Source organism: Ferrovibrio sp. (genome assembly GCF_035304305.1).
In the GTDB taxonomy this organism is placed as follows: Bacteria; Pseudomonadota; Alphaproteobacteria; order Ferrovibrionales; family Ferrovibrionaceae; genus Ferrovibrio.
The window spans coordinates 1-13,790 of sequence record NZ_DATGQG010000025.1 but is presented as its reverse complement, the minus strand read 5'-3'; the positions used below and the strand labels follow the sequence as shown (position 1 = coordinate 13,790).

Genomic DNA, 13,790 nt, shown 5'->3' with positions numbered 1-13,790 from the left:
CGGCAAGTGTCGGAAACTGCGCAAGAACTCGCGGTTCCGAGTGATTGTTCATGGTTCGTTCGACACGACTCATAACCTGAAGGTCAGAGGTTCAAATCCTCTCCCCGCAACCAATCCAGAGGCCCGCTAAGTGGAAAAGCTTAGCGGGCTTTTTCGTGCCGGGGACCAGTTCTCAATCCCCGCAGCCGCCGCCGGTGTCTTTCAGCGTCGACAGGTATGGCCAGTAACCCCTGAGCCAGACCAGAAATGCCGCCGTCCAGAGCGTGGCGGCGAGGGCATGGGGTGGTCCGGGCGGCGCGGGCAGCGGCCCGAGGTCGGGCAGGACGCGCAGCAGCACGGCGCCGACCATCAGCAGCAGGGCGATCACAGCCATGCGCGGCAGGGGCAGCCTGCGCCCGGTATGCATGAGGCCGGCAATGGCGAACACGCTCAGTACGCCGACACCCAGCCCGCCCATCAGCGCCAGATGCAACGCGGGCGTCTCGGCAAAGGGCGCACCCAGCCGCGCGGCGCCGGCCAGGATGAGACCCGCGCCGCTGAGCAGGCTGGAGGCGGCCAGCGCCAGGATTGCGGGCCGGAAAGCTTCCCTGCCGATGAAAGCCTCTGCCACGCGATCCATGAAGGCGGCACCGGCGGCAATCAGCAGAAAGCCGCTCACGGCCGGCGACACCCTTGCCATCTGCGCCAGCACGACCACGAGCACCAGCCCGGGTGCCAGATTGATGCGGCCGGGATGCGGCCGGTAGGGCGAGGTCGCTTCACCGGGATCGAGAACCAGGTTGGTGACCGGCACGGTGATCCGCGCCAGCACCACCCCGAGCAGCCCGAGGAAAACAAGGCCGGCGATCCGGATCGCCTCATGGGCGAGATCGATATCGCCGAGGATGAAGGCGGCGCGGACCGCGATGCCCGCGGCGGCCAGTCCGCCCAGCCAGAATAGCGGGGCGAACAGCCGCGCATGCGGGCGGGCAACCCAGTGGCGCGCCACGAAGGCCATCAGGGCCAGTAGCCATGCGCCGTCGGCCAGGGCGCCGAGAATGCCCAGCATGTCGTTGCCGATCAGTCCGGCGACGCGCCCCGCAAGCCACAGCCCCGCGAGGGTGAACAGCATCCGGCCTGTCGGGCGCGGCCGGTCGGTCCATTCCGGAACAGCGGTGGTGATGAATCCGATCAGCGCGGCGCCGTAGGTGCCGAAGATCATCTCGCTGGCATGCCACAGAGATGGCGGCATCGCGCCGTCCGCCGGCATGCCGAGGCCGTAGACGACCGTCCACAGCAGCGGCCAGAGCGCGCCATGCAGGGCGGCCAGCGGAAAGAACAGCCGCAAGCCCTCGTCGGTCAGAATCGCCGCGAGCGACGGCGTCTTGGTCGATTGCGTGGGCGTCACGAAATCCGCCTTTCGTCTATGTCGTGGATGTGGCGGAACAGCGGATCCTGCGTGACGAAGCGGCTGACGAGCTCGAACAGCTCGGCGTCCGTGCGCTCGCCGGGATGCCCCGGGATCACCCGCTCGCCGCTGATGCCCCGGCCATGGTCATCCATCACCGCCACGCGATGGGCGATGCGGGCGGCTTCCATCAGGTCATGGGTGATGAACAGGGCGCTGAAGCTGGCATCCCGGCCGGCCGCGATCACCAAGTCCTGCATGCGGCGCTTCAGCGCCACGTCGAGGGCGGTGAAGGGCTCGTCGAAATAGATCATGTCGGGCTGCACGGCCAGCGCGCGGGCGATCGCCGTGCGCTGCCGCATGCCACCGGACATCTCGACCGGATACTTGTCGAGGTCGAGCGGATCGAGCGCTGCCCGCTCGGCCGCGGCGCGTACCCTTTCCAGCCGCTCGGCACGGCCGATGCCGCGATGGCGCAGCGGATAGGCGATGTTGTCGCGCGCGGTGGCCCAGGGCAGCAGGCGCGGCTCCTGGAACACCATGCCGTGGCGGGTGTAGCGTCGCTCCACCCTGCCGCGCAGCGGATCGACCACGCCGGCGGCGATATGGGCGAGCGTGCTTTTGCCGCAGCCCGAGGGGCCGACCAGGGCGACGACCTCGTGCCGGAGCACGCTGAGCCCGATGCCGCTCAGCACCGTGCGACCAAGATAGGCGTGGTCGACGCCGCTGAGCGTCAGGAGGGGAAGATCGGTTTCGGCTGGCGGAGACATGCGGGCATCAGAACCGGGCCCTGATGCCGGCGTAGAACGCGCGTCCGTCGGCCGGCAGGAAGGCTGCCTGGTTGTTCTGCGCCTGGTCGACCACCAGGGTCGAGGAAGCATAGGTCTTGTCGAAGATGTTGCGCGCCTCGCCGAAGACGCTGACCGTGTCGGTCAGATCGTAGGCCGAACGCAGATCCACCGTGGCATAGGGATCGGCATACAGGGTGTTCATGTTGTCGACCGGCGTCCTGGTCGGCGACCAGGTCAGGTCGGTCTGCACCCAGAATTTCCCGGTCACGTCGTAACGCAGTGCCGCCTTGATCAGGTGGCGCGGCGCACCGGCCAGGCGGTTGTCGCCGCGCACCGGATCGTCGTGGAAGCGGAAGTCCTGGAAAGTATAGGCGAGACGCAGCCCAACATGGTCCAGCAACTGGACCAAGCCGCCGAACTCGATGCCGAAATGGCGGGTCTCGTCGGCATTCATTGCGCCGAGCGCCGCGCCGCTGGAATCGCGCAGGCTTAGGATCTCATCCTTGATCCAGGAGTAGTAGGTCAAGGCATCGAGGCTGACGACGCCGAGCTTGCCGCGCCATCCGGCTTCCACCGTGGTCGCAGTCTGGGCATCCAGGTCAGGCGTGGCAAAGGCCCGATCAGGGCCGACGGTATTCGGGTTGAGGCCCGCGCTGGTATTGGGCGTGCCATTCTGGGTGGCCAGCAGATCGTCATGCGTCGGGGGCTCGAAACTGCGGCTCACCGCGCCGAACACCATCTGGTTCTCGGCCGGACGCCAGGACAGGCCGAGGCTGGGGCTGAAGCCGGTATAGTCGCGGGAATAGCTGGTATCCTGCGCCAGCGTGGTCGCGCTGGTATTGGCCTGCGCGTTGTAAACCGGGCGCGCGCCATTGCCGAACAGGTCGTCGCTGTCGCGTGTAGCGTGAGAGATGGTGAGTGCGGGCGAAATCACCACGGTTTCCGTCGCCGGCAGATTCAGGCCGGCATTGACCGACAGAGTCGAGGAATTCAGTTCGTTCTTGCCGAACAGTTCGCCCTTGCGGCCATTACGATTGATGTAGAAGTCGCGATCCGCCGTGCCGGTGGCATAACGCAGATTGCCTTCGAACAGAGGCAGCGGCTGGCCGACGTCAGGCGCATAGGCATAGCGTGCGACGATCGTGTAGTCGTTGCTGTCGGTAGCCTGCACGCCGGATGAGATCGGGTAGCGGAACTCGTCTTCCGTACGGGTATAGCCGACAGCCGCGTCGAAGATGTGGGATCCGATGGTAGCCGTAGTGCGGTTGCCCAGACGCAGCTGCGTGGCCTCGCGATGCGGCTTGTCGCGCACCACATTCGGCCCCGGACCGAAACCCGAAGCCGGACCGGTATAAACGCTCTCGGGGCTGATCTTCAGCCGGCTTTTCGGCAGCGGCCCGGCCACGTCGAAATCCAGATCGGTATAGCCGAGCAGGAGGCGGGTCGAGACCACATCGCTCAACTGGGCGCCGACATTGGCGTCAAAGCCGGTGCGCCCGGAATCATTGTAATCGCGGAAGCCATCGCGCTGACTGCGGCTGACCTGCACCATGGCATCGCCATTGCCGAACTGCATGCCGGCCTGCGCCGCGGCACCGAACTGACCGAAACTGCCGCCTTCCAGCAGGGCCGAGACACCCGGCGCAGAGGAGCCGGTCGGCGAGATGAAATTGAACGCGCCGCCCAGTACGGTGGCGCCCAGGCGGTTGGAGGTGTAGCCGCGGTAGATTTCGATCTCTCCGGCCTGGCGCGGATTGGCAAGGCCGACAATGTAAGAACCATCCGCCTGGTTGATCGGCAGGCCGTCCTGCAGGGCGAGGATGCCGCGCTGCACGGGATTCTGCTGCAGGCCCGAGCCGCGGATCTGGATGCGCGGCTGGTCGTTGCCGCCGAAGAAATTCTGCACCACCACGCCGGGCGAGGCGGACAGTGCATCGCCGATGGTGACGTTGGCCTTGCCTTCCAGATCATCGGACGTCACCAGGGACGTGCCGCCCGGTATGGCATCGAGGCGGCGCCGGGCCGCGTCCTCGGGGCTTTCCTTCACCCCCTCGACCGTCACCGGATCGAGCAGAATCACCGAGCCGGGGGTCGCCGACTGGGCCATCGCGCCGCCTGACATCAGACCGGCCGAGATCAGGCCGGAGGTTGCCATGGCGAAGAGGCCCGCGCGGGCCGGGTTGGCGGACGGTTTCATCAATTTCCCCCAAATCATGCAAATGATAGGCACTCTTAATTAAGTCTGAGGCACTGCCGGCAATTTGCTCTGGAACAACTTCAGGGGATTTTCCGGTTTTCGGCTATTCTGCCGGCTCGCAGAAGGGCATCACCGCTTCATGCCCCAGGGACGAGCTGCATCGCGCCAGCGTTCCAGTTCCGCCTGGATGGGACGCAGCAGCAGGTATTCGATGGTGATCACGCCGGTCACGGCCAGCAGGATCCAGGCCAGCGCGGCACCCACGTCCAGCGTAGCGCGCGACATGGCCAGCGCGCCGCCGATGCCGCCGACATTGGACAGCAGCTCGGCCATCACGGCCACCTTGATCGCCGAGCCGATCGATACCGAAAGGATGGGAAACAGATAGCTTGCCACATGACGCAGGCCGATGCTGCGCAGCCGGCCGAACGGCCCGACGCCGAAGGCCCTGGCCATGTCCTCCAGCCCGCGGTCGCGCGTCATCGCGCCCTCGGCGGAACTGATGAAAATCATCGGGGTGACGGCGACGGCAACCGTGACGATGACGGTGGCGTCGGTGGAGCCGAACCAGATCATCGCCAGCACGATCCAGGCGATCGGCGGCACGCCGATCAGCAGCGTGAGGATCGGTCGCGAGAGCCGCATGGTGGCCGGTGAATAACCCGCAGCCAGTCCGCCGATCATGCCGATGGCGACGGAAAGGCCGAAGCCTTCAAAGCCGCGCAGAATGGTCAGGCCGGCCGTGGCCCAGTTTCCGGTATCGCGCAGGATCGTCCATGCAGCGACCGAGACATCGATAGGTGCCGGCAGGATGAAATCGCCGTAGCGCTCGTTGCCTGCCTGCCACAGTGCCGCGAACAGCGCGATGCCGGCCACGCCGCTCCATCCGGCCCACAGGAAGCGGCCGAGCCTGCCCAGGCGATCCGCCAGCACGCGCGTCATTCCGCGAATCCTCAGAGGTAGAAATCAGCCGCCGGCAGTTTGCCGCCGATGATCCTGTCGTCGAATTCCGCCACCGACCGGAACACCGCCTCCAGGGCAGGCCGCGCATCGCGTGCCCGCGTGGCCACCAGATTGCTGAAGGGGATTGATCTCTCAATGATGGGCGCCGGCATCCAGAGCTCCGCGGCGCTGTCGGCAGCCGCGCGGGCAGGATCGGCATTGACCGATGCAGTCGCCGCCACCAGGCCGGCATGCAGGGCCTCCGCCACGCCGGCATGGTCGGCGAGGAAGCGCTCGGTAACGCCGATGCCGGCCTGCGGCAGCCTGGTGCCAAGGCCGGTGACGTCGTGCCAGGCCTGCTGGATGTCGATGGTGCGGAAGAGGTCGCGGGTGACGGCCTTGCTGCCTGACAGCGCCAGCGTTGCCGCCGGTTCGGGCAGGACTGCGGCATCGACGCGGCCGGTGACCAGAAGCTGGATCGCCTCCACCGGCGTGCCGGAGAAGCTGACCGCAAGATCCTTTTCCGGATCCAGTCCGTGCAGCTGCAGCAGCCGACGGAAGATCACTTCCGGCGTGTCGTTGCGGAACGGCACCGAGATGCTGCGGCCCCTCAGGGACGGAATCGACGCCAGCTTCCTGTCGACCGCCACCATGTGCAGGAGTCCGTCGGTGAGGACATTCAGCAGCCTGACGCCCAGTCCGCGGTTATAGAGATTGGCTGCCGTCTGGGTCGGCAGGATGAAGACATCCATGGTCTGCGAGGTGAGCCCGGCGCGCAGCTCGTCGGGCGAGCGCCAGGAGCGGAAGCTCACAGCGTCGGCCAGCGGCTCGAGCAGCCCGCTGGCAATGGCGTGGATCAGCGTCACCGACGGCCCGGCCGGCGGCCCCCAGATCGTCAGCTTCGCCAGGCGCGGCGCTTCGGCGATGGCGGAAAAGGCCTGCGACAGGGCCAGTGTCGCGCCGGCACCGGCCAGCAGGCTGCGCCGGCTGATGGCCGGTCCGGAACAAGGGATAGGGTCTGCCAAGGTCTGCCTCGCGAATCAATGGCACCGCACTGGTCCTGGCGATCCGGCCAGCGGCAATGCGGTTAGATCGGGAGGCTGGCATTATTGCGAATGACTCTCATTGCGCCAGATCAACCTCGGCGTCGAGATGTCCTGCGGCATGCTGTACTGGCGATCAGGCGTCCAGGCATCGCCAGAAAGAAAAAGGGGCCTTCAGATGAAGGCCCCCTGGTCATGGTTCCGTGTGAACGGGGTCAGTTTGCCGAAGCGGTCAGGTCAACCAGCTTGCCGACCGAGCCGTTCCAGGCGGAGACGCATTGCGCGCCGCAGCGTTTCGCCCAGGCCGGGAGAACCGCCTTCAGCATCGCTTCGCGGCGCAGGGCCTCGTCCGCCGGGGTCGGTGTGGTCAGCTTCATGCCGGCAGGCTTGCCTTCGCTGCAGGGACCATTGGTGTTGCACTCGATGCCGACCTGGTGCTCCTTGTCGTTCAGGGCCCAGATGTCGTCCTCCAGCTTCTTCAGGTTCGTCGTGAGGAAGCCCTGCACCTTCGGATCGAGGGAATCCCACTTCTTCTTGCTCATCACGAAGGCGATGCTGCCCCAGGTCACGGGCAGCGAGTAGACCGACTTCGCTCCTTCGCCCCATTTCAGCTGGTATGCACCCAGGGTGCCGACGATGCCGCAGTCGATCACGCCGGTGACAAGCGCCTGCTGGGTCTCGCCGATCGGCATCGGAATGCCCGACGCGCCGAAATAGCCCACGAAATCGGCCTGGGTGGCGCTCGAGGTGCGGATCTTGCGTCCCTTCAGATCGGCGAGCCCGTTCAGCGGCTCGCGGCAGAACAGCACCTGGGCCTGGTAGGACCACAGCCCGAGCAGCTTCAGGCCCAGTTCCTTCTCGTAATGCTCCGCGATCACCGGGCGGAACGTCTCCGATACCTTGCGGAAGAGCTCGAAGCTCGGGCTCAGGCCGGCAAGGTCGACGCCTTCGTTGATCGGAACGTCGCCAGCCATGTGACCGAGGAAGGGAGTCGAGCCGTCCGCGACATCGCGCTGGACGAGCCGCAGCACCTCGGGCCCCTTGAGGCCGATCTCATTGAACGGCTTGAAGTCGATCTTGATGCTGCCATTCGAAAGCTGGGGGACCTTTTCCGTCCAGAACGGCCGCTCGAGCAGGCGGCTCTGGGTGGTCACGCTGATTCCGCCGATCAGCTTGAGCTGCGTTGCCGGCAACTCCTGGGCCGCAGCTGCCCCGATCAGGGCAGCCGAAAACCCCAGTCCAAGTAAAAGGGTGCGCATGTTGTTTCTCCTCCTCAGGTGCAGCCCGGCAGAGAGTGTATACAATCCTTCCTGAGGCGGGCAACTAGAAAGCAAACGGGTAGGCTCCCTAAACAGGTCGTCAAGGATGGCTTACCCTGAATAATAGGGTTTTTCGCTAAAAATGGGACATTTCCGCTGGCGCTGATTTTTTCGATTGAATGGCACTGGGAACCGGGTTGATCCACTCGTGAATACTTGTATACAATTCTTGAGATTAAGGAGGAGCCACCATGACCGTTGCCGACCGCCAGATGGAAAAAACCGACCGTTATTTCGTGCGTTCAGCCGATGTGCCGCCTGAGCGGATCACCTCGGTGGAGGGCGTTCTGGAACAGGGGCATGTGGTGGTCCGGAAACTCATGGTCGGCGACGAGATCCTGCTTCTCGAGGTGGAGCGGAAGAAGGGGCTCATCGACCCCGTTCACAAGCATATGGACCACGAGTCCATGGGCTACCTGATCAAAGGGCGACTGAAGCTGATCATCGGCGGCCAGGAATTCATCGCCGAGCCGGGTACCTCGTGGATGCATCCGGTCGGCGTCGACCATTACAGCGAGGCTCTGGAGGATTGCCTCCAGATCGAGATCAAGTCGCCTCCCCGCAAGACCTGGAAGTAACGATCGGCAAACTCGTTTCCTTAAACTCCGGAGTGTCAGTGATGCCTGCGACGGGTACCTGGAAGAAAATGGAAGAGGCTCCCCTGACCCGGGAAAGCCTCCTGGCCGTGCTGAACAACGAGATCCCGGCGGTACGGGTCCGGAATTTCGCCAACGATGACGAATGCGCGGCCTTCGCGGCCGCGGTCGAGGCCGTGGGATACAAGTTCTACAGTGTCGCGAGGAAGATCGGCTATATCGGCCTGGCGCAGTATGAATATCGCTGGGATCGCCCCAAGACTGATTATTTCCGCGACGCCGAAACGGCTTACGGGCAGCAGCGGGAACTGATCACGCGATCCTTCGACGCGGTGCAGCGCCTGATCGACCTGCTTCAGCCCTATACGGACGGCAAGGTGAAGATTGCCGAAGAAGCCGGACTCGGCCGCTACTATGCCGGCATCGCGCGGGTGGCCGGAGAAGGCGTCGATCTTCATGCCGACTGGGCGCCGCTGAATTCGCCGTCCTATGACATCGGGCAGATCGATGCCCAGCTGGGCTGGAATTTCTATGCCGAAGAACTGATCAGCGGCGGCGAAACCACGGTCCATAACGCGCCGTGGAATCCCGAATGCAAGCCGGGAGAGATTCCGAAGAGCTACGGGCTCGACCATTCAATCGTCGAGGGAGCGCCGAAATACACCTTTACCCCGAATAAGGGGGATGTCGTGATCTTCAACACCCGGAACCCCCACGAGATTGCAGGCGGTGTCGCCGGGCCCGGTCGCAACCGCATCTCGATCGGCTCGTTCATCGGCCGCATGCCGAACAAAGATCTCGTTCTCTGGTCGTGAGGAAACATGACTGACAGTCTCGGTTGGCGGGCCAAGTTCGGAGTGCTCGTCCCTTCGACGAACACCAGTGTGCAGCCGGAATTCGACTCGATGCGGGTCCCCGGGGTCACCAACCACATCAGCCGGATCGCCATCCCGAATATCGCGCTCAACAACGACGATGACTTCAATCGCCTCATAGAGCTCATCCAGGCCGCGCAGATTCAGGCCGTCGATTCGGTCATGTCCTGCGAGCCGGACCGGATCGTCCTCGGAATCTCGGCCGAGACCTTCTGGGACGGCTACAAGGCCTCGCTCGCGCTCAAGGAAAGCCTGGAGAAGCATACGGGCCTCCCGGTCTCCATGGGATCCGACGCCTGCCGCCGGGCACTGGACCTCTTTGGCGCCAAGAAGCTGGGTGTCATCACGCCATATCAGCCCGTCGGCGACCGCAATGTTGTCCGGTTCTTCGAGGAATGCGGATACAGCGTCGTCAAGATTGTCGGCCTCAAATGCGAGAGTCCGGTCAAGATCGCGCATGTCAGCGAGGCCAGGCTGAAGGATGCGATCCTCGAAGTAAACCAGCCGGGTGTCGACGCGATCATTCAGGTCGGGACCAACCTCGCCATGGCGAGGCTCGCGGGGATCGCCGAGTCGTGGCTCGGAAAGCCGGTCATCGCGATCAACACGGCAATATACTGGGAAGCGTTGCGCTCCAGTGGAATCCCCGACCGTCTTGAAGGCTGGGGGAGTCTGCTGGCGCGCCACTGAAGCAGCCGGGAAGGAGGACGGGATGTTCCGCCAGCGATCGCCACGGGTTGCCAGCAGCGCCGTAGAGAAAGCCTATTCCGAGATCAGGGCGCGCATCATCAGCGGGCATCTGCCCCAGGGCGCGAGGCTGAAGGAAGAGGATCTCGCGCTCGAGATCGGCGTGAGCCGCACCCCCGTCCGCGAAGCGGTTCGCCGCCTCGCACAGGAAGGCATGGTGGAACTGCGGCCCAATTCCGGTGCGCTGGTGGCGAAATGGTCCGTCGACGACCTGGTTCAGCTTTTCGACCTTCGCGCCACCCTCGAGGGCTCGGTTGCGTCGCTCGCTGCCGAGAGAATGGACAGTGCCACACTGGCAACCCTCCGCACGCTGGCGCGGACCATGGAAGTGACGATGCGCGAAGGCGGGCCGCATTTCCTGGAGCGGATTGCCGAACTGAACGACAGCTTCCACAAGGGGATTCTTGCCGCTGCGGACAGCCCGCGGCTGAGCCGGATGATGGCGCAGCTGGTGGAGCTTCCCATCGTCCTCCGCACATTCAATTGCTATTCCGAGGAAGAGCTGCGCCGGAGCCTGGGACATCATGTCGAACTCGTCGCCGCGTTCGAGGCGAGGGACGCCGTTTGGGCTGAATCCGTCATGAAGGCGCATGTCCTTTCCGCCAAGCACGCCCTCGTCGCCGCCCAGAGGGCGCGCGAATCCGATACGCCGCTTGTCGCCACCGCCTGAACAGTTTCCATTTTCCGAGTGAGTCGATGAAACCCCTGTCTGACCTGGTAGTCCTGGATTTTACCCACATGCTCTCGGGGCCGTACGGCACCATGCTGCTGGCCGATCTTGGTGCGCAGACGATCAAGATCGAGCCGCCCGGAACAGGAGAGGGGACACGGAAACTGCTGGCCACGGATCCCGAACACTCGCGGGACGGCATGGGCGCCTATTTCCTCACGCTTGCCCGGAACAAGCGCAGTGTCTGCATCGACATGAAATCGGAAGAGGGCCGGGCGGTGTTCTATCGCCTGGTCGAGCGTGCGGACGTGATCGTCGAGAATTTCAGCCCCGGCGTCGCCCGCCGGATCGGCATCGACTACAAGACCGTCTCCGCCATCAATCCCCGGATCATCACCTGCTCGATCAGCGGCTTCGGCAATGACGGGCCGGGCATGAACCGTCCGGCATTCGACATGGTGGCGCAGGGCATGGGCGGCGGAATGTCCCTGACCGGCGAGGCTGATGGCCGGCCCCTGCGGGCAGGGATTCCGATCGGGGATCTCGGGGGCGGCCTGATGGGCGCCATCGGCATCCTGTCGGCGGTGCATGCCAGGTCTGTCACCGGCAAGGGCCAGCATGTCGACATCTCCATGCTGGATGCACAGATTTCCATGCTCAACTACATGGCCACAATGTACCTGCTCTCGGGCCGCAGCCCCGGGCGGGCCGGCAACGGGCATTTCGTCCATGTCCCTTACGATACTTTCCGGACCGCCAGCCGGGACCTGATCATCGCCGTCATCACCGACAATTTCTGGGCGTCGCTGGTCGAACTGCTGGGCGACCCCGATCTGGCGCAGGAGAAATATGCGGGCCAGCCCGGACGGCTGGCGGACAGGGCCTTCATCGACGAGCGCCTGCAGCAGCATTTTCTGACCAAACCCTGTGAATACTGGCTGGAGAAGCTGGAGGCGCGCCGGATTCCGTGCGCGCCGGTAAACGAACTGTCGCACGCGCTCAGCGACGAGCAGGTCCGGGCCCGGAATATGGTCGTGTCGGTCGGCCTGCCTTCTGGTACGGTCGTCGACATGCCGGGCAATCCGGTGAAGATGAGCGATTACGCCAGCGAGGAATTTACGCCGCCTCCCCGGCTTGGTGCCGATACCGACGATGTTCTTGCGAGGCTCGGGGGCTTTTCCGAGGCCGACATAGCCCGGCTCAGGCAGCAGGGCATCGTTGCTTGACCGAGAGGATGGAAGGGCATCGTGGATAACCGGGTAATCATCAACGAAGTCGGTCTGCGGGACGGGCTGCAGAACCATCCGACACATCTTCCGGTCGCCGGGAAAGTGAAGCTGTTCACCGCGCTGCGCGCGGCGGGCGTGTCGAATTTCGAGCTGACCAGCTTTGTCAGTCCGCGTGCCGTCCCCGCCATGGCGGATGCCGCGGAACTCGTACTTGCGGTGCCCCGGGAGCCCGGCGTCACGATCACGGCGCTGGTCCCGAACCGGCGCGGCTATGCGCGGGCCCGGGAGGTCGGCGTCGGCGGGATCGCCGTCGTCCTTTCGGCGACGGAAACCCTGAACCAGAAGAATATCGGCATGTCCCTGGAAACCGCGACGGCGGAATGCGTCGCGGTTATCGAGGAGGCCAAACGCGATGGCGTGTTCACGCGGGCCTACATCGCCGCGGCCTGCGCCTGCCCCTATGAGGGACGGACCGACCGGAATGTCGTCCTCGATCTGGCGCACCGGATGCTGCTGGCCGGCGCCGACGAGATCGCGCTGGCCGATACCATCGGGGCCGGAAACCCTGCCCAGGTGGAGGCGCTCTTCGGTGCTGCGGCAGAGCGTTTCGGCGCCGAGCGGATTGCCGCCCACTTCCACGATACACGCGCCATGGGGCTGACGCTCAGCTGGGTGGCGCTCAAGGCCGGTATCCGCAAATTCGATGCCTCCATCGGCGGTCTGGGCGGATGTCCGTTTGCCCCGGGGGCGTCAGGCAATCTGGCGACCGAAGACCTCACGCTGATGCTGGAGCAGAGCGGGTACGAAACCGGTCTGTCTGTTGAGGGGCTGATAAAGGCGGCGGAACTGGCCGGTGAGCTGCTCGGCAGCGCCGTCGGCGGAAGGATCACCCCCTGGTTCACGTCGGACCGGGCGCGCCGGGAAGCGAAGCTGGGTGCAGCATGATTGTCGAAATGCGCACCTACACCATCCGTCCGGGCGGTTTGCCGGTCTTCCTGAAGCATTACGAGGCCGAAGGCCTGCCGATCATCCAGCCCATTCTCGGAAATCTCCTGGGCTACTTCACATCCGAAATCGGCGAGCTGAACCAGGTCGTCCATCTCTGGGGCTATGCCGACCTTGAGGACCGGGCGAAGCGGCGGGCCAGGCTGAATGCCGATGCGGCCTGGATTGCCTTTACGCCGAAGATCCTCCCACTGATCGAGCGGATGCAGAATTCAATTCTGAATCCGACGAGCTTTTCCCCCATACGCTGAGAGGCGCGCGATGCGAATCGGTCTGATTGGGACGGCGTTCCGGCGGGACAACCCCACCGCCATCCCTCCGGAGCTTCAGGATGTTCTGGTGGCTGCGACGGAGATCCGCATCTATCCGCCGCGCCTGAGCATGTTTCCGAACAATCCCCTCGATCTCGCCATCCAGGAGATGGGGTATCTCGATGCGGGCATCACCGCCGCGGGTGACGGATGCGATGCGGTGGTCATCAACTCGGTGGGCGACTACGGCCTGGCGGCGCTGAAGTCGGCGACCAGGAAGGTTGCGGTGGGCGCCGGCGAAGCGGGGCTGCGGGTCGCCGCGGGCATCGGACGGCCATTTGCCGTAGTCACCATCTGGCCCGCGACGACCGCCTTCCTGTATCGCAAGCTCCTTCGGGAAACCGGCCTCGAAGACGCCTGCAGCGCCGTGCTCCATGTCGGCACCGACGAGGAGCAGGCCGGGCTGGGTGAGGAACAGGACTACATCGCGCGCATGCAGGGCGGCGATTCCGACGTGCTGGGGCGCGTTATCCGTGCTTGCCGCGACGCCGTGGCCGACGGCGCTGCAGCCATACTGCTCGGCTGCACCTGCATGTCTCCCGTTGCCGCCAAGATCCAGGCAGCGATGGACGTGCCGGTCATCAATCCCCTGGTCACGGCGGTGAAATACGCCGAAATGCAGGTAACGCTCGGGTTGCGCCAGAGCAGCGCCAATTTCGCGGCTGCCCATCCCGCCAG

General features: G+C 64.7%; 14 protein-coding genes. 8 read left to right on the top strand and 6 right to left on the bottom strand.

Features of this window, described 5'->3' with window-relative positions; translation table 11 throughout:
* Window positions 1–172: 172 nt before the first annotated feature.
* From VKZ87_RS03085 to VKZ87_RS03060, 6 genes are all read right to left on the bottom strand, one after another.
* Window positions 173–1,387: an NnrS family protein gene (locus VKZ87_RS03085; protein ID WP_324219782.1), complete on the bottom strand. Its 1,215-nt coding sequence runs from the start codon at window positions 1,385–1,387 to the stop codon at window positions 173–175.
* Window positions 1,384–2,157, bottom strand: coding sequence for an ABC transporter ATP-binding protein (locus tag VKZ87_RS03080; protein ID WP_324219781.1), 774 nt, complete (start codon window positions 2,155–2,157; stop codon window positions 1,384–1,386). The genes VKZ87_RS03085 and VKZ87_RS03080 overlap by 4 nt, the downstream gene beginning before the upstream one ends.
* Window positions 2,158–2,164: 7 nt before the next feature.
* Window positions 2,165–4,375: a TonB-dependent receptor gene (locus VKZ87_RS03075; RefSeq protein ID WP_324219780.1), complete on the bottom strand. Its 2,211-nt coding sequence runs from the start codon at window positions 4,373–4,375 to the stop codon at window positions 2,165–2,167.
* A gap of 129 nt (window positions 4,376–4,504) precedes the next feature.
* A complete protein-coding gene (locus VKZ87_RS03070; RefSeq protein WP_324219779.1) occupies window positions 4,505–5,317 on the bottom strand; it encodes an ABC transporter permease in 813 nt (270 codons plus the stop codon).
* An 11-nt stretch (window positions 5,318–5,328) separates the two neighbouring features.
* Window positions 5,329–6,342, bottom strand: a complete 1,014-nt coding sequence (locus tag VKZ87_RS03065) for an ABC transporter substrate-binding protein (RefSeq protein ID WP_324219778.1) — start codon at window positions 6,340–6,342, stop codon at window positions 5,329–5,331.
* Window positions 6,343–6,575: 233 nt separating this feature from the next.
* Window positions 6,576–7,619 (bottom strand): TRAP transporter substrate-binding protein, encoded by a 1,044-nt coding sequence (locus VKZ87_RS03060; protein ID WP_324219777.1) that lies wholly within the window; start codon window positions 7,617–7,619, stop codon window positions 6,576–6,578.
* Window positions 7,620–7,870: 251 nt separating this feature from the next.
* Here VKZ87_RS03060 and VKZ87_RS03055 point away from each other — a divergent pair, with 251 nt between their 5' ends.
* From VKZ87_RS03055 to VKZ87_RS03020, 8 genes are all read left to right on the top strand, one after another.
* Entirely contained in the window at window positions 7,871–8,257 is a 387-nt protein-coding gene (locus tag VKZ87_RS03055) for a cupin domain-containing protein (RefSeq protein ID WP_324219776.1), read from the top strand.
* 41 nt (window positions 8,258–8,298) lie between these two features.
* Window positions 8,299–9,090 carry a hypothetical protein gene (locus tag VKZ87_RS03050; RefSeq protein WP_324219775.1) on the top strand — a complete coding sequence of 264 codons (792 nt, stop codon included), beginning with the start codon at window positions 8,299–8,301 and terminating at the stop codon, window positions 9,088–9,090.
* A 6-nt stretch (window positions 9,091–9,096) separates the two neighbouring features.
* Window positions 9,097–9,840, top strand: coding sequence for an arylmalonate decarboxylase (locus VKZ87_RS03045; protein ID WP_324219774.1), 744 nt, complete (start codon window positions 9,097–9,099; stop codon window positions 9,838–9,840).
* 22 nt (window positions 9,841–9,862) lie between these two features.
* Window positions 9,863–10,567 carry a GntR family transcriptional regulator gene (locus VKZ87_RS03040; RefSeq protein ID WP_324219773.1) on the top strand — a complete coding sequence of 235 codons (705 nt, stop codon included), beginning with the start codon at window positions 9,863–9,865 and terminating at the stop codon, window positions 10,565–10,567.
* A gap of 26 nt (window positions 10,568–10,593) precedes the next feature.
* Window positions 10,594–11,793, top strand: a complete 1,200-nt coding sequence (locus tag VKZ87_RS03035) for a CaiB/BaiF CoA-transferase family protein (RefSeq protein WP_324219772.1) — start codon at window positions 10,594–10,596, stop codon at window positions 11,791–11,793.
* Between the two features lie 21 nt (window positions 11,794–11,814).
* Window positions 11,815–12,741, top strand: a complete 927-nt coding sequence (locus VKZ87_RS03030) for a hydroxymethylglutaryl-CoA lyase (RefSeq protein ID WP_324219771.1) — start codon at window positions 11,815–11,817, stop codon at window positions 12,739–12,741.
* Between the two features lie 8 nt (window positions 12,742–12,749).
* The gene (locus VKZ87_RS03025; RefSeq protein WP_324219770.1) at window positions 12,750–13,052 is read left to right on the top strand and encodes an NIPSNAP family protein; all 303 of its coding nucleotides are present in this window, start codon (window positions 12,750–12,752) and stop codon (window positions 13,050–13,052) included.
* Window positions 13,053–13,140: 88 nt separating this feature from the next.
* A partial coding sequence (locus tag VKZ87_RS03020) for an aspartate/glutamate racemase family protein (RefSeq protein ID WP_324219769.1) occupies window positions 13,141–13,790 on the top strand: 650 nt, incomplete at its 3' end.